This is a genomic window from Rhodanobacter sp. FW021-MT20 (assembly GCF_041107475.1).
In the GTDB taxonomy this organism is placed as follows: domain Bacteria; phylum Pseudomonadota; class Gammaproteobacteria; order Xanthomonadales; family Rhodanobacteraceae; genus Rhodanobacter_A; species Rhodanobacter_A glycinis.
This window is the reverse complement of record NZ_JBGBPX010000029.1, coordinates 1-21,063: the sequence shown is the minus strand read 5'-3', so window position 1 is coordinate 21,063 and position 21,063 is coordinate 1. Positions and strand designations below refer to the sequence as shown.

The following is a 21,063-nucleotide window of genomic DNA, read 5'->3' as shown; positions in this document are numbered from 1 at the left end:
CGATGGCAACAAAGAACACGGTCCGCCGAGTCGTGCCGACGATGCCGCGTTGTACAGCGGATTCCAAGCGGCATTGGGGTGCGCCCTGCCCTCCGTCCGCATCGCCAGCATGGAGGGCGAGCATCGTTCCCCAGACGGATTTCTCGACACTACTCATCAGCTCCTAGGCCAGCTCTCCCTGACCCAAATCTTTCCCTGCCATGGCTTGGCCGCGTCAAGGGCCACTCGAAGTTTCGCGTGCCTGCAGATATCCACCGAGGTGATCAGCCAACGAACCCGGACTCCACGCTTTCCAAATAGTCCATGACACTTGCTACGCGGCCCTGCAACACCAAGTCAAAGGGCGTACGCCCACGGAAACAAGGAAACGGCTCATGCAGGAACAAGGAAACGGCTTCAGCGCGCGACCGCCCGGACATCGTTTGTATCTTGTCCATGACAAGGGCGCAGTCGCTGAGGAATGCTTTCAGGCAGGGGTTGTCCGGGTTCTGGAAGATCGTTGCTTGGTCGACCTTTGCGTACCGAGCCAGATCGCTCAGGCGCATTCCGAACTCTGCCGCAAACGCATCGGGTGACATCATGGTGGGCTTGCTCCGCGGATGACTGCGTTGAAAGGTTGATAGGGCTTACGGATCTAGTGCACGGGCTTACGCCTGCCCAGGTTCGCCCGCTTTTCTTCCGGCCACGCCAGCCGCGTGGAATCGCGTAAGGGGCCGTGCGGGTAATCCTTGAGCCACGCGGCGATCTCATCCGGGGATTCAATCTCCACCATGGGAAAGGGGAGCCTGGCCATGTAGGAGATATCGTAGGTGGTGGGGAAATGCCGGGCAATGACCACGGCAGCGCGTCGGACGGCGAGTGGCAGGCTTTCATCCTTGGCCAGTTCGACCAGGAAGGCACCCGCCCACACGAGGGACCGGGCTCTTTCGCTCGGCATCGTCATGATGAGGGAGCCTCTGCAGATGGGACGATGGGATCAGCATGCATCGTCAGCATGCATCGGAGTCGTCGCATGGGTTGCGACCACCCTGTCCTTCCCGGATCAACCGAGTGATCTCAGGGCATTTTCTTTCCGGCGGGCCCGTCCAAGCTCGGGTTGCCGCACCCGCTCTCAAGGCTGATGCGCGCCGACACGCCGGTGGGGCCGTCCTTGTTCGTGTCGAAAGGCCGAGCATCCCGTGCCTTGCCGTGGCACAGCTGTCGCCCTGCGGCGATGACGCCTTCACCGAACACCGTGGCAACGACGCCGAACACCCAGAGCATTCCCGCCCCAAGCACGATCACGAGGCCGCCACAGAAGACCATGCCCAACAGGGGCGCGATGCCCAAGTCGAACCAGTGGCGAGGTGCCAGCTCGGGTGGAAATCCGTTGCGCGCCCAGAAAACCCAGGCACACAGGGCCATGACCGCGCACAGGACGGGCACACCGACGAACAGGTGAAGGGCCGTGGATTTGCCGCGGATCCCACGGTTGGACAGACGAAGGGTCGACATGGATAACTCCTTATATATGTGTGTGCAGCGATGACCCGGGATGAAGCCGGGGATCAGCGCGCGTGGCGCAGACGCCGCCATACCGCAACAGCACGACCACCCAGTGCCAAGGTGATGAGGAAACACCCGCCGTAAATCGCCCCAACGAGCATCAGGGCGAAGACGTCACGGAGCAGCCTCACAGACGCCAACCACCACAGATGGATCCAGAGGCTCGGCGAAAACGCAGGCGACCCCTCACTGATCGCCCATCCCACCGCCAAGAGCACGAACACCAAGGCGCAGAAGACGGGCGTTCCGACGAGCAGGTTCAGCCCAAGGGAAGACTCTGGGGTGACGGTTTCGCGGTGGGGAGAAGAGTGGTTCGACATGGGCGATTCCTTGATGGCAGGGGGGGGGTTGGGATCACAGGGGGAGTGGTGCGCCTTAAAGACGCACCACTCCTTTGCGTGCACTGTCCCGGTCGGCCCGGGATATGACATCGCGGATGGCCGAAAGCCGGAACCGGCTGCAGCTGAACTTCGTCCGGCTGAGCAGCAGCGCCGTCAACGCATCGGCGAGTTCCGGCGCGTTCGCCCTCAACGTCTCTAGGGGCTTCCCGATGAGTTCGAGGCCGAGCATCTCGTCACCGAGGATTTGCGCACGCTCGGTTCGACAGCCTTGCTCCGTGTAGCAAAGAACCTTGCCCACGCCGTGCAGCAGCGCCGCCACCAGACCGAGATCCCGTTCCAGCGCGGTGAAGGTCACGCCCGTGCCACCGCTTGACCACAGAGCTTTCTGCACCGCCAACGCCACCTCGAGGCTATGCCGCGCCAGCCCACCCACATTGGGGTGATGCCACCTCCCCGCGGTTTCGAACCAGAAGGACTGGAAGACCCTCCTGAGCGAGAACACGTCCCGCACCAGGCGCCGCAGAGCCTCCGATTCGATCCACTCCAGCAACACCACTATTTCCGGCAGTACGTCCGTCCCATGGCTCCATGCCCGCGGTGTCACGGTCAGCGGGTCGAGGTCCTCGTCGCGGTGCATGGCCAGTACATACGTAGCGTCATCCGGCAGCACCAGAAGCGTGGCCGTGACCTTGTCGATGCAGTCCTGATCCAATGGCTTCGTAGGAGCCACCCAGCTCTGCACGGGGAAGAGACCTTCTTCCAGGACGAAACACGCACGGAACGGAGCCTCTCCGTGATCGAGCGGAGTGTCCCAGAGGAGAACGCCCTCACGGAGGTAGAGGTTGCTTTGGTTTTGCACATCAAATGTTTCAGTGTCGCTCATCATGATTAGTCACCTCGGGCAATGGGGAGAGAGGGGATAGTGATGACACGGGCACGACTCATTCCGGATGCAGGGTCACGGCGGACCTCCTTGTCGGTCGGTCAGGTGAGGCGCGCCGGCGCGCAAGCCTCTGCGCGCAACTCGTCGGACGTCATGGATTCGAGATCCGGCGTCGAGGGCACGACGCCGGTCGACGTCTTCGTGCGACGGCTAAGAAGACCGGCATTGGCCAAACCATCCTGTCGGGTGAGGTTGGGCACGAAACGCGAGTACCCCGTGAACAGCATCTGCGTGTTCGTGTGGCCCATCAGCCGAGCGATCCATTCCGGGCTCTCACCGGAGGCCAGCATCAGCGTCGCGATGGTGTGGCGCGTCTGGTAGGGCCGGCGCTTGTCGAGGCCGTGGTAACGCAGCAGTGGATACCAGACGTGGTTCGCGAAGTTGTGCGCGTCGATCGGGTTTCCATCATGCGTGCAGAAGACATACTCACTCTCGGGATGGCGACACTCCTGCTGCGCCAGCAGCGCCTCCTTGACCGTCGGCAGCATCGGGATATCCCGCAGCGAGCTTTCGGTCTTGGCACCGGATTCGGCCTCGCCCGCCGCGAACGTCTCGCGCACCAGGATCAGTTCCTTGTCGAAGTCGACGTATTTCCACTTGAGGCCATTGATCTCGCCGGTACGCATGCCGGTGAAGAAGCGCACTGCGCAGTAGCCGCGAAAATCCGACCGCATCGCGGCGAGGATCTGCTCAACCTCCTGCAGCGAAAACGGGTGGATGTCGGGCCGACGCGCCTTGAGGCGGTTGATGCCTTTGAAGCTGTCCGGCAGTCCGAAGCGGTTGGCGGCCTCCACCAGGCACTGGCGCGGGATGCCGATGACCTTATTGATGCTTGGCGCGGAGAGTTTCTTGTTGCCGCGGCCAGGCAACTCGGCCAACGCCGCCCGAAAGGCCAGGATCTCGGCCTTGCCGATAGTGGCCACCGGCTTGTCGCTGAACGCCGGCAGGAGATGGGCCTTGAAGATGGTGTCCACGCTTTCGCGATGCAGCCGACGCCACTGCGGCGCCATCTCCCCACGCCATGTTTTTGAGAAGTCACGGAAAGTAGGTGTCATAACAGCAACCGGATCGCGGACTACTTCTATGCAATTCACGGGCTCCTGCTGCTGCGAGACACCACCGGTCACCGTGAACTCGGCGAAGCGCGCGGCCTTGGTGCTCGCCGGGAACGTCGACGCGTAGTCGAACACGCCGTGGCGGATTTCCTTCTCGACGCGGTTCAGCAGCGCCTGCACCTTCCTCCGGTTCTCGGCGGTATCAGGGAGCGCAGTCTGCTCCCGGCATCGCACGCCTTGATAGAAGAAGTCGAGGTAGAGAGTGCCCGTTTCCGGTCGTACGCGGACCTTAGCCATGGGCGATGCCGCCATTAGCCATGGGGATCGACAAAGTCTCGCGACGACTATGGCCACCGGATGCGCGTGGGACGCGGCCTACCGAGAATTTGCCGATGTCGCGCTGAATTGCCTCCCAGAGGAACAGCAGCTTCCGGCCACCGAACGGACGGATGTAGTGAATGCCTTCCATCAACACGGCATCCTTCAGCTGCGTGCGGATCGTCCTAGCGTCGTAGTGGATACGGGAAGCCAGTTCGTCAGTAGTGAGGTACGTTGCGTCCATAGGTGCTTCTTTTGTCGATGACCTTCCCCGTCGCCGAGGGCCTGGTCACCACAAAAGCACGAGCGCTCAATTGCGCAAGGACACCCAACTCCAACTTTTCGCGAAACCGCTGCTGCAGCTGGCTTCCACGACTGTGTCCGCCGGCGACGCTGGAGAAAAAATTCCAAGCGGGTCATTCACAGGTACAAAGCACATCACCAAAATGGCTCAAAGTGCCCGTTTCCACGCTTTCCGGAGAGCAACGCGGCAGGGATGGCGGCAACACGGAAACACAAACACCAACGAGAGGGTGCTATTGGCCGAGCGACAGAGCGTCGTTGTCCTTGCGCGACGGTAGAGAATTTTCTCGGTATCTGGACTGATACCAATCTGCGTTTTGGATACGCGACACGGATCGCGGATAGCCAATACCCGCTACATGAATTCCTCTCGAACGCGCAGCCCATTCGGGAGCGACAGGTTGTGTCGTCACATTGGCGAAGAACGTTTTCCGTCGAGGAAATGACGTACGCGGTCAGGTGAGCGACGACACCCACGTCGAACGACAGTCTTCTCTCTTTCCATAGTGCAGCACATTTGACACTGACCCAGCAGACGTCTACCCACTCTGGGCGGGCGCCCGTCATGGGTATCCGGAGCATCTTAGCTAGGAACCCTCGCCGCCTGCCCTTGAAGGAGGGTCTTCAGATATTGAATCGCCCAAGGTTTCCTAGACATCTCAAGGCCATGGAAAATGGCCTGATCGGAGGTGTCTATGAGCAGCAAGCGATATACGGATGAGCTCAAGGTCGAGGCGCTCCAGCAGGTGACGGATCGGGTGTTCAAGGTAGCGGAAGTGGCCGAGCGCTTTGGCGTCACCACGCACAGCCTGTATGCATGGCTGCGCAAGTTCGGGAAGCCCGGCATTGCGCAGCGCGCCGAACTGGACCAAAGCGCAGAGGTGCGGCGCCTGAAGGCGGAGCTCCGCCGGGAGTTTCGGCTGTGCGCGATGTGCCGGGTGCTGAAGGTGAATCGAGCAGGTGACTACGCATGGCGGCAGTCGCCGATGAGTAACCGGGGCAAGGAGGATCAGCGCCCGCTTGGGCTGATCAAGCACCAATGGCTGGCCAGCGGCAGCGTGTACGGGCATCGTAGGGTGGCCAAGGATCTGCGAGATCTGAGCGAACGTTGCAGCCGGCATCGCATGCATCGCCTGATGCGTGCCGAAGGCTTGCGGGCGCAGGTGGGATACGGGCGCAAGCCACGCTTCCATGGCGGGCCTGAGTGCGCAGCAGCCACCAACCTACCGGATCACCAGTTCGATGTCGCCGCACCGGATAGGGCCTGAGTGAGTGACTTCACGTTCATCCGGACCCACGAGGGCTGGATGTATCTGGCGGTCGCGCTCGACCTGTGGGGGGATTACCCCTGGAAATAGCCGCCGGCCGGGTCGATGACGTGCGGGTGATAGAACGCCATGGTGTCGGCGATGTGCTGGCGCAGGACGTCGGCCGAGCGGAAGTCGGGCAGCGGTTCGGCGGGGAGCTGGGGAGTGCGTGGCGGATTCAAGCGTGAGTCTCCATGAAGGCCTGGACTTCGGCGGCGTCGGGCATCGCGGTGAACGAACCCTGGCGCGTCACGGTGAGCGCACCGGCGGCGGCGGCAAAGCGCAGCGTGGCGTGCAGGCGCGGCAGCTCGCCGACCAGGGCGGGCAAGTTGTCTGGAGTGATCGCCTGTGTGGCGAGTCGGTACAGCAGGCTGCCGACGAAGGCATCGCCGGCAGCGGTGGTGTCGACCGCGGGCACGCGATAGGCCGGCAGCTCGCCTTCCGCATCCGGCGCGAACCAGCGCAGCGAGGCGTCGCCGTCGGTGACCACCAGCAGGCGCGTGCGGCCTTGCCACAAACGTTCGAGCACGGCGGCTTCGCCATCGGTGGCGAGGTAGGCGAATTCCTCGGCGCTGAGTTTCACCAGATCGGCCAGGGTCAGCGCATCCCATAGCGTGGGATGCGCGTCGGCGCCAGCGGGCCACAGCGCGGGGCGCAGGTTGAGGTCGAAGCTGACCAGCGCGCCGGCCGCGCGTGCGCGGCGCATGCCTTCGCGGGTGGCCTCGGCCAGGGCCGGGTCGGTCATGCTGTTGGAGCAGACGTGGAAGATTGCGGTATCGACGAAAGCTTCGGTACGGAAGTGGCACGGCCGGAACAGCAGGTCGGCCGACGGCGGTCGGTAGAAGCTGAAACTGCGTTCGCCGCGTGCGTCCAGTGCCACGAAGGCCAGCGCGGTATTCGCTTCGCTGGTGCGCACCACGTCGTCCACGCCCACGCCGGTGCGATGCAGGCTGTCCAGCAACAAGTCGCCGAACAGGTCGTTGCCGAGCATGCCGGCGAAGCGCGCCTGGCCGCCCAGTCGTGCCACGGCCACCGCCACGTTGGCCGGCGCGCCGCCGGCGAATGGCACGAAGGCGCGCGGATAACCGTGGCCGTCCGTGCCTTCGGCATGGAAGTCGATCAGTGCTTCACCGAAACAGAGAATGGATTGCATGTCAGGCGGACGCCTCCGTGATGGGTGCCGCGACAGGCGTCGGCGTGCGGATCTTCGAGCCGGAGACGCCGTAGAACACGATGTAGGCGTAGCACAGCAACGGCAGGATGAAGGCGTGTTGCAGGCCGATGTGGTCGGCCAGCACGCCGAGCAGGTAGGGGATGACCGCACCGCCCACGATGGCCATGATCAGCAGGCTCGATGCCTTGCTGGTCATCGGCCCTAGCCGCTCGATACCGAGCGCAAAGATGGTCGGGAACATGATCGAGTTGAACAGCCCGATGGCGATGATGCTGACCACGGCCACGTCGCCATGGCTGAGCATGGTGGTGATCACCAGCAGCGCGTTGATCACCGCGAAAACGCTCAGCAGCTTGCGCGGTGACAGGAACGCCATCAGCCACGAACCGAGGAAGCGCCCGATCATCGCGCCGCCCCAGTAGAACGAGGTGTAGTAAGCCGCCTGCTGCTCGCTGATGTGACCGATGTCCGGCATCGCCAGGTAATTGACCATGGCGCTGCCGATCGACACTTCCGCGCCGACGTAGAAGAAAATGCCGAGCACGCCGAACAGCACGTGCGGGTGGCGCAGCACGTCGGCATAGGTGTGATGGCCGACGTCGGCCTGGTCGGTGGCTTCGCGCAAGGCGGGCAGGCGGAACAGCCACACGAATACGGCGAGCAGGAACAGCACGATGGCCAAGCCGATGTACGGCCCCTGCACGGCATGCGCCTGTTGCGCCTGGTAGGCAAGCTGGTCGGCGCCGGCCATGTGGGCGATGTCGGTCGGACTTTTCACCACGGCGGACAGGATCAGCTTGCCGCCGAACCACAGTGCCAGTGCAGTGCCCAGCGAGTTGAGCGCCTGGGCTAGGGTGAGCCGGCTGGAACTGGTGCGCTCCGGCCCGAGCAGGGACACATACGGATTGGCAGCCACCTGCAGCACGGTGATGCCGGTGGCGAGCACGAACAGCGCGCCCAGGAAGGCGCCGTAAAGATGCAACGCGGCGGCCGGCCAGAAACCGAGCGCGCCGATGCCGGCGATGGCCAGTCCCGCGACCACGCCGTTCTTGTAGCCCAGTCGGGCGACCAGCTTGCCGGCCGGCAGCGCCATCAGGAAGTACGCGCCGAAGAAAGTCGACTGCACCAGCATCACCTGGGCGTAGTCGAGCTGGAACGTCGACTTCAGGTGCGGGATCAGGATGTCGTTCAGTGCAGTCAGCAGACCCCACATGAAGAACACCGTGGTGATGACGCCCAGCGCCATCGGGAAGTCGGTATAGCGCTGGCCTCCGCCCGGTGCGGGCGTGGACTTGCTGGCAGGCGGTGCGGTGAAGGCCATGCGTATTTCCCCAGTCAGACGGTAGGTGGTGGGCAGCTGCTGTCGCGCACGACCAGCTTCACCGGTGCAATGGTGTGGCCGACGGGCGTGTCGGGATGTTGCAGCCGTTGCATCAGCAGCGCGGCGGCTTGCTTGCCGCGTTCGCGCGGCACGGTGGACAGCGTGGTGAGCGGCGGCATGCTCACCTGCGCCTCGGCAATGTCATCGAAGCCGGTGATGGCGAAATCATGGCCGGGGCGACGACCGTGCTGGTACAGGCCCAGCATCAGGCCCAGTGCCACGGCGTCGTTGTAGCAGACCGCTGCGGTGGGCGAGGTCTTGCCGGCGAACAGTGCCCCGGTCTGGTGGGCGGCATCCAGACGGGTGGGTGCGCTCTCGACCATCCAGTGCGATTCCACGCGCAGTCCCGCGGCGTGCATTGCCTGCCGATAGCCTTCGCGGCGCTGGCGGCACGAGCTGGAATCGCGGTGGCCGCCGAAGAAGGCGATGCGCTTGTGACCCAGTGCGATCAGATGCTCGGTGGCCATTTGCGCGCCGCGCTGGTTGTCCAGCGCCAGCGTGTCCCAGTGGGCGATCTCGGGCACGCTGCCATCCAGTTCGCGGTTGAACAGCAGCAGCGGCATGTGGCTGCCGACCGCCGCCAGTACCTTGCGTGCGTCGCTGCCTTCGGCCGGCGACAGGATGATGCCGCCGGGTCCATGTTCGACCAGCGAACCGAGCACGGCCTGCTCGCGATCAGTGGACTCGACAGTGCTGCCGAGCAAGGTGACGAAACCGGCTGCGGCCACGGCCTCGTCCACGCCCGCGGCGAATTCGGCGAAGAACGGGTTCGCCAGGTCATTGAGTACCAGCGCGATGCTGGATGAGGTGCGGCGGCGCAGATTGGCGGCGGCACGGTTATATACATAGCCCTGCCTGAGAAATTCATCCTGCACGCGGTCACGGGTTCGATTACTCACTGAAGAACTATTGCGAAGTACCAATGAGACAGTACTACGTGATAATTCACAAATTTCAGCTATATCGGCCAATGTGACGTTACGTCGATCTTCAATGATAAGATCGGAAGTCATTTGAGAATATTCCGTATTTAACATGGATAATCGAGAAATAAAATACAAGTTTTCATTATGTCAACGAGTCACATTAACCTTGAACGCGGCCATAATTTGAATCGGGTTTTAATACGAAAATCAACTCCAGTCAGGAGGCTGGATGAAAGCCCATGCAGGACCGATGGAGCATTCCATGCTGGGCGGCGATCTCAATCGACTCGCTGCGGATGTGCAATGCGCACCATAAGAACGTCATGACTTTGCAAGCCTATCGGTGTCGAATCGCCAAGTGTGATATGCCGGCCCGTCCATAGATCGATGCCATCCTGTGGGCCGGCCAAGCCAAGTTTGTGCATATCCAGATGAAACGGCTTTACGTCGCGATCACTGCCAACATTGAAAACTGCGACTACCAGCGCACCATTCTCCAGAGACCGTGTCCACACCTCCATCTGATCGCTTGCGTAGGCACGTGTGCCTTGCTTTCCGAGAGGATCTTGGTCCACAGCAATGACGGCGCGATTGGTTAGGATGTCCCGTATCTCGCGCGGCATATGTGTCAAGTCATTCCCCGCGATCAACGGCGCCGCAAGCATGGCCCACCAACTGAAGTGGGAGCGATTCTCAGCCAGCGTCAACGACCCATTGCCCACCTCGAGCATATCGGGGTCGTTCCAGTGCCCTGGCCCTGCAAAGCGTTCAAGCCCCACCTGCATCGAAGCAATGGTGTAGATACTTTTCCATGTAGGCTTGATATCTCCTGTCGTACGCCAAAGGTTACCGCCGACCTTGGCACCCCAGTCCCAAACCGCATCCCAGCCGTACTGGCACAAGGAGTAGACGATTGGACGGCGCGTGTCTTCCAATGCCTTGTGCATTGACTCATAGGCATCCCGCATCATAAGCATCTGCGCCTTCCGATCCTTCGGATACCTAGCCTTCACGACCCCTCTGAACCCACACAGGTCGTACTTTAAGTAATCGATACCCCACTTGGCATAACTCCGCGCATCCTGCACCACGTGGCCATAGGAGCCCGCATAGCCGGCGCAGGTAGTAGGGCCAGGTGAACTGTAGATTCCCAGCTTCAAACCTCGCGAATGCACGTAATCGGCTAGCGCCTTCATGTTCGGAAACCGCGCGTTAGGCTGCAAGCGTCCCTGAGCATCACGTTTTCCTTGCCAAGTATCATCAATAATTACGTATTTGTAGCCAGCGCTTCGCATGCCACTGGAAACCATGGCGTCGGCAGCGGCTCGTATATCTGCACCGGTAACTTTACCGCCAAAGTAATTCCAGCTATTCCACCCCATCGGCGGAGTCTTGGCGACCGACGAGGCCGCCCAGGCCGGAGTAGCCATGACTGCTGAAATGATAACGAGCACGCGGAAAAACGAATGCATGATGAAATGTACCTGTTGATTGAATGGAGGAAACACACTCCGGGAGACTCCGTTGCTTTTTACAAATAGGCTCTCTTCACCCACCAAGAAGTCGGATGAATATTTTGGAAGTACCTACGCGCAGCTAGTGCTAGTCGACATTCACATGCAACATTGCAGCCCGTTTTGGCAACAGATCTACGAGACCGATCCTCCTCGCAGAACTGCAACATTCATCGGCCCGCGAATTTTGGGAAGATTCGGCGAATCAACCAACAGCAGCTCAGCTTAAGTCATAACGCAAAGCGCCTGACGCGCCCGACCAGTCGTTCCTTCTTGCACGCACCCGTCCATGGATTCACCTGTCGGTCTCACACCGGCAATTACCAAACGTCGCCCAATCCCCACTGTTTCTAACTCACAATTGCGCACCAACAAGGAAGTACTGGATTATCAACTGCTAGGTCATAGCGCTTCGCGGCGTCCTTGTTAGTAACGTCACCTATCTATTTCGTACCGATTTGAAAAATGCAAGGCCGATCGCATGACCCAACAACCCATCTCCATCCGACATCGACAAGTCGGAAGACTGATGTCTTCTCACGTTCTCCTGTTGCCGCAGCCACCAGATCAAGCCGAGCGAGAGATAGCTGCTGGTGCCGGGTAAAATCCCATCCTTCCCTCGAAAAACGTCCCCCTTGCTGTGTAATTCAATCCACGCAAGGAGAACGACATGGCAAAGACAACGCGAGCGCCAACAGGCCTGTAGTACCTCAACTCGCGTACGCGCAACGTTCAGCGCACGCTAAAAGTCACCTTGAGCAACGTATTCGCGGACGAGGGTCCGGCCAAAATCGTGTACGTACCTGGCAAGCGCACAAACGCATGTTTTTGAGTGCCATAAATCGACTCGCACAGTTCGTTCAGCGGAATCGCTACGGTCTGCGCCTCCCCTGGCGCCAAGCTCACACGCTTGAATCCGACCAAGCGCTTGTACGTTTCACCGGACGCTTTCGGCAATAGTGCATACGCCTCGGCAATCTCCGTTCCAGCACGCCGACCGGTATTTGTCACAGTGAGGGTCGCCGTCTTGCCGTCCGCATCTACCTTCAGGTTTGAATAAGCGTAGGTCGTGTAGGACAGCCCGAAGCCGAATGGAAATAACGGGGAAAGGTGCTGGCGTTCAAACCACTTGTAACCAACTGCGGCGCCAGCCTTGTTGTAATCGACATCGAATGGCTCAACTTTCGCTTGAGCATCGGTGAGTTCGGTGTGGAACACGTCGGCGGTCAACCCCGTCACCACGGGATGCGGCAGTTGGCCTTCACCACGCGGAAACGTAACCGGCAGCTTGGCCGAAAAATTGACGTTCCCGAACAGCAGGTTGGCTAACGCTTGGGCACCACCGATACCCGGGTACCAAGCCTCGACGACCGCCTGCACGCGATCGACCCAGGGCATCGTGACGGGGCCGCCGGTTTCGAGCACGACTACAGTGCGGGGATTGGCCGCAGCCACGGCCTCAATCAATGCATCCTGGTTGTCCGGCAGCGCCAATGTGGGACGATCCATGCCCTCGAGCATATGCTGCTGCGCGAACACGACTGCAACCTGTGAACTACGGGCCAAGGCCACCGCTGCGGCGATATCCGCACCGGAATTGAACGCGACTGTGGCATGTGGCGCGTGCTGACGGATGTATTTCAGCGGAGACGAGGGAAAGTAAACGGTTTCGCCCCACTTGGCACCACCCGCGTGCGGGTCTATCACGTTGCCTCCAGGAGCGTCCACCTGGGCCGAACCACCACCCGACAGTACGCCAACGTCCGCGTGGGCGCCGATGATCGCAATGGAGTGAACGGACTCCGCATCCAGCGGCAGCAAATGATGCTTATTGCGCAGGAGGACGATGCTCTCCTCGGCGATGTGCTCGGCATCATCACGCCCCTCGAACGGATTGACGACCCGGCGCGGCGTAACTGGATGCTCGACCACCCCCGCCATGAACATGCTTCGTAGGATGCGATGGTCCATCTCGTCCAACGTCGCCATCGGCACCTTCCCGCTTTGCACGGCCTGCTCCAGCGCCGCTCCAAAATGACTCTTCCCATCGAGACTGCCCGGCATTTCCATATCCAGTCCAGCCAGCGCAGAGGCCACTGTCGAATGGGTACCGCCCCAGTCCGACACAACAAATCCCTTGAATCCAATGTCCTTGCGCAATACCTGCGTCAACAGCCAAGGATTCTCACAGGCATAGATGCCATTGACACGGTTGTACGCACACATCACGCCAGCCGGGTGCCCAATATCAATGCCAATGCGAAACGCCAACAGGTCGCTTTCCTGCGCCGCGCGATCGCCAATGACCGCGTTGAAGTAGGACCGACCAGTCTCCTGATCATTGAACGCATAATGCTTGATGTCCCCCATCACGTGCTGCGACTGCACGCCCTTGATGAGGTTGCCGGTCATGGTGCCGGCCAGAAGGGGGTCCTCGCCCGCATATTCGAAGGTGCGCCCATCACGCGGCTCACGCGCAAGATCGACTCCACCACCAATCGACATATTGAAACCTTGGTCGCGCAATTCGCGCCCGATCACGGCCCCATAAAGGAACGCCGCTTTGGGGTTCCAACTGGCTGCAGCACCCACTGTCGAAGGCAGCAGCGTCGCATAACGACTCATGTTCGCGGCACCACGCACGCCCACCGCCGAATCATCCATATGAATACCCGGAATACCCAGGCGTTCGATGCCGGGAACGTACCCCGCGCCGTAATTCCAACCTTTCGGAATGGGATTCCCCGGGATCAACGTAGCCCAACCGGTGCCGTGCACCAACTGAACCTTCTCGGCCAGCGTCAACTGCTTGATCACCAGATCGGCGCGGACATCGGGCGACAACGACGCATTCATCCAGGGTCGCGCGGCGGCGGCGGCCGGCACCGTCGCGGGTGTGGCCTCCGCATCGAACGCTACTCCCGCGGCCGCGACGAGAATCGATGACGTCAACAGCGTTCCCAGCACCTTCGTTACCGACATGTTCTGCCCTCCAATGAAATTCGTATGCATGCATTGCGCGGATGGCTAATGACCGGCGCTGCGACCCCGATGCAATCAACGACAACCACGACGTGGCAACAGGTGCCCTGAAAAAAGCGTGTCATAAGCGAACGTACCCATGACCGCATAGCCACGATCGTTAGGATGAAGGCCCGTATCGCCAGCGCAGATGCTTGCGAGCCCAGGCGGCAAGGGAACCTGCCGTGCTGCGAGCGGGCCAGGCTTGTACGCACCGGCCAACTCGTGGCTGAAATCAATCACGCCATCGAAGGCACTCGACGTGCGTATCCATCGGTTCACGCGCGCACGGATGGCCTCCTTCGGAGGCGAATACCAACCCGGAGCGCGGAATCCGGCAAACGGCGTCATGGTGCCCGCGTATATTTTCAGGTGATGCGCGTGAGCGATGTCGATTAACATCCGATACCCGGCCACAATCGCACCAAAGGAGGCGCCGTTCGGAAAACCGGCGGCATCGGTGCCCCGGTCAACGTCATTGATGCCGAGCAGCACTACGACATCGGTTACACCCGCACGCTCAATGACGTCACGCTCGAAGCGCTTGAGCGCAGACACGCCGTAACCCGGATTACCAGGCTGATCCACGGTCAGCTCGTTGCCGCTGATACCCATGTTGATGACGGCCGCGGGCTCGGCGTTCGCATCCGCAAGCTGCGCCAACACACCCGGCCATGTCTTGTCCGGGGCACTGGCATAGGCGCCGTCCGTGATCGAATCGCCAAAGGCCACGATGGCGCGGGTGCCGGGTGATGCGTGCACGTCGACTTCGTCCAGCACATAAACATGATGGCGCGCGTCTTTTCCGAGCGTGCCGATGACATCGGTACGTCCGCGCAGCGAATCCGCGCCGACCGCATCGCCGGCCACGGCGGCGGCCGTGGACGCGTGTTCCATCGCATGCACATCGGCAAGTGGCGCCGCGCCGGCGAAGTAGAGGCTGATCACCATCCTGGCCAGGGACGGCACCCGCAACCGCACCGCATCGCTGGTGACCACGGCCCCCGGTGCGATGGTGACCGAGTCTCGCCCGGAGAACGTCAAACCGCGATCGCTGGCCGGCGCAATCGTGAACCCACCAGCAGGCCCGCTGGCAAGCGCAACGTGGGCTGCCGACACCGTGAGCGGCATCCGGCCGAAATAATTGGAGAGCCGAATACGGACCACATTTCCACCAAGACTCGCACGGACCACCTGGCGCAGGGTCGCCTTGCGCAAGATGGGGTCGTGCTCGGACGCGATGTCACACGTCGCAGTGAGCGCATGCGCATCGGTGCTCCGCGCACAGGTGAAGCTCGACGTCATCGCCTGCGCCCACGTGGCGACCCACTCCTGGCTTGCGGCGCGCGCGATGCCGGCTTGCGCCGACATGACGCAGATCGCCAGCACCATTGCGAGCGGCCGCAGACAACGCAAGGCACCCGCTACTCGACGTCCGCGCCAGGCGCAACGAGCCTCAGCGCGCGACAACGAAGGTTGCCTTGAGCGGTGTGCTGGACGAGGACGATCCGGCCATGATCGTGTAAGTGCCGCGTACGCGCTCCATTACGTGCTTTTGCGTACTCCAGATCGACAAACATAAATCATTGAGTGGAATGGTCACCGTCTTCGACTCGCCCGCCGCCAGCGCGACGCGGTCAAAGCCCACCAGCCGCTGGTAGTCCTCGCCGGAGGCCTTCGGCAACCGCGCGTAGACCTCGGCGACCTCCGTTCCGGCGCGGAGCCCCGTGTTCTTCACGGTCACGCGGGCGGCGCTGCCATCCGCGGCAACCTTCAGACCGGAAAAGGCATAACTCGTGTAGGACAAACCGTACCCGAAAGGGAACAAGGGCGTGAGATTCTTTGATTCGAACCACTTGTACCCGACCCTCGCCCCGGCAACGTTGTAGTCGACATCGAATTCCTTGAACGGTTTATGGCTCAATGGCGAGGCCCCGGTTTCCGTGCCATACATCGCGGGGGTCAATCCGGCAATCTGCGGGTGTGGCAACTGACTGTCGGTGCGCGGAAATGTGATAGCAAGCCTGCCCGAAAAGTCCGCGTTGCCGAACAGTAAATTGGCAAGCGCCTGCGCTCCACCGATGCCCGGGTACCAGGCTTCGACAATGCCCTGCACCTTGTCGACCCATGGCATCGTGACCGGGCCACCGGTTTCGAGCACCACGACCGTGTGCGGATTTTCGGCTGCCACAGCGGACACAAGCGCATCTTGATTGCCAGGTAGCCCGAGCGATGGCCGATCCATGCCTTCACGCATCGGCTGGTTCACAAACACGATCGCAATCTGCGACTTTCGCGCCAGCGCAACCGCGGCCACCACATCCGTACCCGCGTTGAATGCGATATGCGCATGCGTCGCGTGCTGGCGAATGTATTCGAGCGCTGCGGACGGGAAATACACCACTTCATTCCAGCCTGGGCGGCCGGGCTTCGGGGTGGTCACGTTGCCACCCGGCGGATCTACCTGGGCCGAGCCGCCACCGGAGAGCACGCCGACGTCCGCGTGCGAGCCAATGACTGCAATGGATCGAACGCCCGATGCGTTGAGCGGTAATACACCGCCTTCGTTGCGTAGCAGCACCATGCTCTTTTCCGCGATCCGCTCGGCACTGCGACGCCCCGCGAATGGATTGACCACCGCGCGAGGCACCACCGGATGGTCGATCACCCCCGCAGCGAACATGCTGCGCAGCACGCGGTAATCCATGTCATCCAGCCTGGACATCGGTACTTTTCCGGCCTGCACCGCATGCTTCAGTGCGCTCCCGAAATACTTGTCGCCGGGCATTTCCATATCCAGTCCCGCCAGTGCAGCCGCGACCGTCGAGTGGGTGCCGCCCCAGTCGGACATTACCCATCCTTTGAACCGAAACTCCTTCTTCAACACCTGCGTAAGCAACCAAGGACTCTCGCAAGCGTCCACCCCGTTGACACGGTTGTAGGAGCACATGACGCCCGATGGATGCCCGATGCCGATGGCGATCTGGAAGGCCAGCAGGTCACTTTCATGCGCTGCACGCCTGTCGATCACCGCATTGAAGCCCGCGGTACCGCCGGGGCCCATCCGACCGGTTTCCTGATCATTCAGTGCATAGTGCTTGATGTCGCCCATGACATTCTGGGACTGCACGCCCTTGATCACGTTTCCCACGGTCGCGCCGGCGAGCAACGGATCCTCACCGGAAAATTCGAAGGTCCGTCCATCGCGTGGTTCGCGCGCGAGGTTGATGCCGCCGCCGATGGACATGTTGAAGCCTTGCTCACGCAGCTCGAGTCCGATCAGCGCACCATAGCGTTCGGCTGCCTCCGGATCCCAGCTCGAAGCGAGCCCGAGTACGGAGGGAAGCAGCGTCGAGTAACGGCTCTGTATCGCTCCGAGCGCGATGCCCACGGCCGAGTCCGCCAGGTTGATCGCGGGAATACCGAGACGCTTGCTGCCCGGCACGTAACCCGCGCCGAAATTGTAATCCGCGATGCCGGCGCCATGCCCGCCTTTCATGAGGACGTCCCAACCAACCCCATGCACCAACTGAATCTTCTCATCAAGGGTTAGCTGATCAATAACCAACTTGGCGCGTTGGTCCGGCGATTGTGCGGTGTCCATCCACTTCGGTGCTGTCGAATCGTCAACGGCACTAGCCCGGGCGGGTCGGCATGCCATGCTTCCACATGCCAACGCGACCACGGCGGCAATTCCGCCTACTCGCCAACTCAGGTGCCGCAAAAAGAAACCATCACTCCACGCATTCATTCGGCGCCACCTCGCAACCAACAAGCACTAATGAGCTCGGTACCAACGCGTCTGCGATACGCCCATCGAGCCCCGCATAAACTCACGCGATAGATGTGCTTGCATGACTTGGGGAGAGCCACGCCATGCAAGCACAGTTGCTGCGGAGCCGCAGCCGTCCCGCTGCCGGCTCCGCAATCAACGCCCAGGCTTGCTGATCCATAGCACCCTGCCGTAGTTCCTGCTTACAGCTTGAACCGCACGCCAGCCATGACGTAGCGCTCGGAGAGGCTCGAGTAGTACTTCTCGCTCGGCCAGACCAGATAGAACTGCTGGCGTTCGTTGGTCAGGTTTTCACCCTGCAGGAACACCTGGAAGTTGTGGTTGACCTGATAGCTCACGCTGGCGTCGAGGTAGTGCGTCTGCGTCTGGTACACCTCGAAGCCCTGCACACCCGCGTAGTTCGACTGCACCGCACGCTTGCTGCGGTAGTTCTCGGCAACGCGGATCTGCAGGCGGTCATCCTGGTACCACAGCACCAGGTTGCCCGACTTCTTGGAGTTGTCCTGGAACGGCACCGGATGCCCGGCGAGGTCGTTCTGGCCAATCGCGCTGGGCGAATAGGTGGCATTGACCTCGGCACCCAGGTGCGACAGCACGCCGGGCAGGAACGTGAACGCCTGGCGGTAATCGCCCTCGAAGCCGTGCAGAATCGCGCCATTCCCTTGCACCGGTTCGGTGACCGGCACGCAGCGACGGACGACGCCGTCCTGGTCGGGAAGCGAGCAATTCTCGACGCTACTGTTGGAGATGAAACTCGCCACGTTGATGTGGAAGTAGTCGAAGCTCAGCATGCTGCTCGGGTTGATGTACCACTCCAGCGAAACCCCGGAATTGGTCGAACGCCAGGGCTTGAGGTTGGGATTGCCGCTGGAGGTCGCTCCGGTGACCGCCTCGACCGATTGCCCGTTGGGCAGGGTCGTTATCTGGTAGCTCGGGCTGAGTCCGCCGCCCCACTGATCCAGGGTCAGCGGCATCATGTTCTTCGCCACCGCCAAGCGCAGGATCAGGCTCGGGGTGAGGTCGAGCGCCAGGTTGAAGGCGGGCAACACGTCGTTGTACGACCGATGCGTGCCCAAGGTGCCCAAGGCCGGGGCGTTGAGTCCGTAGGGAAGGCTGCCCCCCGAGATGAACTGCGTCACGCCGAGGTTCGTGTGGATGTACTTCAAACCGAAGTTGCCGCTGAACGCCAGGTCGCCCACGTCACCGTTGAAGTTCAACTGGCCGTAGGCGGTGCGTTCCTTCAGCAGCACGTTCCAACTGTCTCCCGGGAAGAAGTCCAGCGCTGCGTTGCCGCCCTCGACCGTGTTGTACCACTGGTAGGGGTTCTTCATGGAATCGGGGTTGATCGCCCAACCCGTCAGTCCCTGAACCTGGCCGGGGTTAACCAGCCTCTCGACGTTGCCGCTGAGGATGTTGGGCAGCTGACTGAGCGGGCCCGTCTGCAGGTTGCCGCGATAGGCCTCGCCGGCGGCGTTGCCTGCGGTGCACGCGCCCGCCACGCCACCGCCGTTGGCCTGCAGGTCGGAGGTTGTCCACCGCATCTGGCAGCCCTGCGGATCGGAAGCACCGTTACCCGCATACTGGAAAGCCGTGTAGTCGTAGGTGTTCAGATAGGCCGAGCGGATGCTGCTGCGCAGGCCGAAGTCCACGTTGACGTTGTCGTTGAACCGATAGTGTCCGTCGGCACGCAAGATGTTCATGCCCGAGTGCGCCTGGCTGCTGTTGCCGTAGATGCTTTTGGCGACGTAGCTGCTCTCGTTAGCCAGCTGCTGCTGGAGGGCCGCCGGCATGCTCACGACCGGGTTCTTGCCGGTCAGGTTGTAGTTGATGGGGTACGCGTAAGCCGGTAACCCATTCGGGTTGAACGCATACAATCCGTTCGGACCGGCGTATTCGGTCGGCGGCAAGGGCGCCAGCGCGCCGGTGCCCACCATGGTGGTCGGCCACTGCGAGCCATCGCCGTTGGACAGGTCGATGGTGGCGTTGTTCATCGCCTGGCTGGCGGTCGCGTTGACGTAGCGGACGCTGCCAGTGAACGCACCACCGTTGTCGTAGTTGAGCTTGAGGTTCCAGTTACGCGCGATCGACTGCACCAGGTTGCCGGTCGACTCGGGTTCCACGTCGCCGGGCCAGAGGTTATAGCTCTGCACGGTGTAGAACCGCTGCCCGGCCGCGGCGCCGCTGGTCAGGATGGCGTTGGTCGGCATCGATTGCGCCGGCAGGCTGGTCGGTGCCTGCTGGCTGACCGGCAACGCGTAGATGCTGGCGATCAGGCTGGTTTTGTCTTCCTTGTTGTAGAACCCGTCGGCGGTCAGGTTGAAGCCATTGCCGAAGTCGTACTGGAAAGCGGCGTTGAGGCCGGTGCGCTTGGGCTGGATCAGCTGGTTGGCCGCATACAGGCGTGGCGGGCTGTAGAACGCGCCGTCAGACTTGCCGTCGCCATTCACGTCCACCGCGCCGCCCGGTAGCGCCACGATCTGCGACGGCCTCAACTTGTTGTCCCAGGTGCCCGCCTCGTCGAGATAGCCCAGCGGGCCGTTCGCGGATAGCGCGTTCTCGCCCGCGATTACCCCGGTCTGGTTCGGTTGCCAGCCCTGGGTGCCCCAGTTATGGACGAAGTCCGAATACGAGGCACCCACCAGGATGCCCCACTTGCCGCCGTCGTTGTAGCCGACTTCCAGGTTGCCGTCCGGCTTGGTCTTGTCCGAGACGCTGCCGCGGCCACCCTCGACGGTGCCGGCGACCGTCCACCCGAACGGCAGGTCCCAGGGACGCTGGGTACGCAGGTTCACGGTGCCCGAGATGCCGGAGGTCAGGTTGTCCGCCGTGGCAGACTTCAGGACGTCGACGCCCGAGAACAGCTCCGAGGGCAGCGTCTCGTAGTTCGGCTGGTTGCTGTCGATGTTGTCCGCGCTGAGGAAGGACTCGCCATTGATGAGAGACTGCACTTCAGGCAAGCCGCGGATGTTGATCGACGTGCCTTCGCCGGCGGTCTGATCGACCTGTACACCAGTGACGCGCTGTAGCGAATCGGCGATGGTAATGTCCGGCAGTTGACCGATACTGACCGCGGTGATGCTGTCCTGAATACCGGGTGCCGTACGCTTGAGGTCGATCGACTGCATCTGCGACCGCTGAATGCCCACCACCTGGAGCGCCTGCAACGTGACCGGTTTGCCAGCCTTTTTCTCTGACTTGCCAAGTTGCGCCGAGCTGGATCCATCTGCCGGCGTATTTTGGCTGGTGGTCTGGTTCTGCGGCGCGGCTTGACCGCCAGCTGGTGCCGCAGCGGCGTTATACGTCACGCCCCCCAATGATGCAGCCGCCGCAATACTGACGGACAGCAGACTTTTACGCAGGGTTATCACCTGATTCCGTGATCTCTCCCCGCCAAACCGCACCACATCAACACCTGCGGTGGATCTGCCCTTCACCCATCGGG

The 21,063-nt window shown here is 61.7% G+C and carries 15 protein-coding genes and 2 pseudogenes; 1 reads left to right on the top strand and 16 read right to left on the bottom strand.

The annotated features are described in order from the left end of the window. Window positions 1-263 precede the first annotated feature (263 nt). The 7 genes from AB7849_RS18795 to AB7849_RS18765 all read right to left on the bottom strand — a co-directional run bounded on the left by AB7849_RS18795 (window position 264) and on the right by AB7849_RS18765 (window position 4,446). Window positions 264-581, bottom strand: a complete 318-nt coding sequence (locus AB7849_RS18795) for an antitoxin Xre/MbcA/ParS toxin-binding domain-containing protein (RefSeq protein ID WP_008214968.1) — start codon at window positions 579-581, stop codon at window positions 264-266. Window positions 582-634: 53 nt separating this feature from the next. Continuing rightward, window positions 635-943 carry a BPSL0761 family protein gene (locus AB7849_RS18790; protein ID WP_008214962.1) on the bottom strand — a complete coding sequence of 103 codons (309 nt, stop codon included), beginning with the start codon at window positions 941-943 and terminating at the stop codon, window positions 635-637. A gap of 113 nt (window positions 944-1,056) precedes the next feature. Then, complete coding sequence (locus tag AB7849_RS18785) at window positions 1,057-1,494, bottom strand: hypothetical protein (RefSeq protein ID WP_008214961.1); 438 nt, start codon at window positions 1,492-1,494, stop codon at window positions 1,057-1,059. A 53-nt stretch (window positions 1,495-1,547) separates the two neighbouring features. Beyond that, window positions 1,548-1,865 carry a hypothetical protein gene (locus AB7849_RS18780; protein ID WP_008214960.1) on the bottom strand — a complete coding sequence of 106 codons (318 nt, stop codon included), beginning with the start codon at window positions 1,863-1,865 and terminating at the stop codon, window positions 1,548-1,550. 55 nt (window positions 1,866-1,920) lie between these two features. After that, a complete protein-coding gene (locus tag AB7849_RS18775) occupies window positions 1,921-2,772 on the bottom strand; it encodes a hypothetical protein (RefSeq protein ID WP_008214959.1) in 852 nt (283 codons plus the stop codon). A 98-nt stretch (window positions 2,773-2,870) separates the two neighbouring features. Further along, on the bottom strand, window positions 2,871-4,181 hold the full coding sequence (locus tag AB7849_RS18770) for a site-specific integrase (protein WP_081491842.1): 1,311 nt from the start codon (window positions 4,179-4,181) through the stop codon (window positions 2,871-2,873). After that, window positions 4,174-4,446, bottom strand: a complete 273-nt coding sequence (locus tag AB7849_RS18765; protein WP_008214957.1) for a hypothetical protein — start codon at window positions 4,444-4,446, stop codon at window positions 4,174-4,176. Before AB7849_RS18765 ends, AB7849_RS18770 begins: the two co-directional genes overlap by 8 nt. Before the next feature lie 754 nt (window positions 4,447-5,200). Here AB7849_RS18765 and AB7849_RS18760 point away from each other — a divergent pair. Further along, window positions 5,201-5,842 (top strand): annotated as a pseudogene (locus AB7849_RS18760) (IS3 family transposase); the annotation flags it as partial. An 11-nt stretch (window positions 5,843-5,853) separates the two neighbouring features. On the opposite strand, the pseudogene AB7849_RS18755 reads toward AB7849_RS18760, so the two are convergent. The 9 genes and pseudogenes from AB7849_RS18755 to AB7849_RS18715 all read right to left on the bottom strand — a co-directional run. Then, window positions 5,854-5,994: pseudogene (locus tag AB7849_RS18755) on the bottom strand (AGE family epimerase/isomerase); the annotation flags it as partial. Continuing rightward, entirely contained in the window at window positions 5,991-6,965 is a 975-nt protein-coding gene (locus tag AB7849_RS18750; RefSeq protein WP_369501515.1) for a carbohydrate kinase family protein, read from the bottom strand. The pseudogene AB7849_RS18755 and the gene AB7849_RS18750, both read right to left, overlap by 4 nt. A 1-nt stretch (window position 6,966) precedes the next feature. After that, window positions 6,967-8,307, bottom strand: a complete 1,341-nt coding sequence (fucP, locus tag AB7849_RS18745; RefSeq protein ID WP_439822721.1) for an L-fucose:H+ symporter permease — start codon at window positions 8,305-8,307, stop codon at window positions 6,967-6,969. A 14-nt stretch (window positions 8,308-8,321) separates the two neighbouring features. Next, window positions 8,322-9,380, bottom strand: coding sequence for a LacI family DNA-binding transcriptional regulator (locus AB7849_RS18740; protein ID WP_037102858.1), 1,059 nt, complete (start codon window positions 9,378-9,380; stop codon window positions 8,322-8,324). Window positions 9,381-9,571: 191 nt separating this feature from the next. Continuing rightward, window positions 9,572-10,765 carry a glycoside hydrolase family 27 protein gene (locus tag AB7849_RS18735; protein WP_037102855.1) on the bottom strand — a complete coding sequence of 398 codons (1,194 nt, stop codon included), beginning with the start codon at window positions 10,763-10,765 and terminating at the stop codon, window positions 9,572-9,574. Window positions 10,766-11,539: 774 nt separating this feature from the next. Next, window positions 11,540-13,789, bottom strand: coding sequence for a beta-glucosidase family protein (locus tag AB7849_RS18730; RefSeq protein WP_008217410.1), 2,250 nt, complete (start codon window positions 13,787-13,789; stop codon window positions 11,540-11,542). Window positions 13,790-13,864: 75 nt separating this feature from the next. Further along, a complete protein-coding gene (locus AB7849_RS18725) occupies window positions 13,865-15,220 on the bottom strand; it encodes a GDSL-type esterase/lipase family protein (protein WP_008217407.1) in 1,356 nt (451 codons plus the stop codon). 64 nt (window positions 15,221-15,284) lie between these two features. Further along, the gene (locus AB7849_RS18720) at window positions 15,285-17,432 is read right to left on the bottom strand and encodes a beta-glucosidase family protein (protein WP_085990492.1); all 2,148 of its coding nucleotides are present in this window, start codon (window positions 17,430-17,432) and stop codon (window positions 15,285-15,287) included. 371 nt (window positions 17,433-17,803) lie between these two features. Then, window positions 17,804-20,926, bottom strand: a complete 3,123-nt coding sequence (locus AB7849_RS18715; RefSeq protein WP_369501514.1) for a TonB-dependent receptor — start codon at window positions 20,924-20,926, stop codon at window positions 17,804-17,806. Between the last annotated feature and the right edge of the window lie 137 nt (window positions 20,927-21,063).

Excerpts from the sequence above, each read along its gene's own strand:
- AB7849_RS18795 (WP_008214968.1), bottom strand. The coding sequence starts at position 581 with ATGATGTCACCCGATGCGTTTGCGGCAGAGTTCGGAATGCGCCTGAGC.
- AB7849_RS18790 (WP_008214962.1), bottom strand. The coding sequence starts at position 943 with ATGACGATGCCGAGCGAAAGAGCCCGGTCCCTCGTGTGGGCGGGTGCC.
- AB7849_RS18785 (WP_008214961.1), bottom strand. The coding sequence starts at position 1,494 with ATGTCGACCCTTCGTCTGTCCAACCGTGGGATCCGCGGCAAATCCACG.
- AB7849_RS18780 (WP_008214960.1), bottom strand. The coding sequence starts at position 1,865 with ATGTCGAACCACTCTTCTCCCCACCGCGAAACCGTCACCCCAGAGTCT.
- AB7849_RS18775 (WP_008214959.1), bottom strand. The coding sequence starts at position 2,772 with ATGATGAGCGACACTGAAACATTTGATGTGCAAAACCAAAGCAACCTC.
- AB7849_RS18770 (WP_081491842.1), bottom strand. The coding sequence starts at position 4,181 with ATGGCTAAGGTCCGCGTACGACCGGAAACGGGCACTCTCTACCTCGAC.
- AB7849_RS18765 (WP_008214957.1), bottom strand. The coding sequence starts at position 4,446 with ATGGACGCAACGTACCTCACTACTGACGAACTGGCTTCCCGTATCCAC.
- AB7849_RS18750 (WP_369501515.1), bottom strand. The coding sequence starts at position 6,965 with ATGCAATCCATTCTCTGTTTCGGTGAAGCACTGATCGACTTCCATGCC.
- fucP (WP_439822721.1), bottom strand. The coding sequence starts at position 8,307 with ATGGCCTTCACCGCACCGCCTGCCAGCAAGTCCACGCCCGCACCGGGC.
- AB7849_RS18740 (WP_037102858.1), bottom strand. The coding sequence starts at position 9,380 with ATGACTTCCGATCTTATCATTGAAGATCGACGTAACGTCACATTGGCC.
- AB7849_RS18735 (WP_037102855.1), bottom strand. The coding sequence starts at position 10,765 with ATGCATTCGTTTTTCCGCGTGCTCGTTATCATTTCAGCAGTCATGGCT.
- AB7849_RS18730 (WP_008217410.1), bottom strand. The coding sequence starts at position 13,789 with ATGTCGGTAACGAAGGTGCTGGGAACGCTGTTGACGTCATCGATTCTC.
- AB7849_RS18725 (WP_008217407.1), bottom strand. The coding sequence starts at position 15,220 with ATGGTGCTGGCGATCTGCGTCATGTCGGCGCAAGCCGGCATCGCGCGC.
- AB7849_RS18720 (WP_085990492.1), bottom strand. The coding sequence starts at position 17,432 with ATGGACACCGCACAATCGCCGGACCAACGCGCCAAGTTGGTTATTGAT.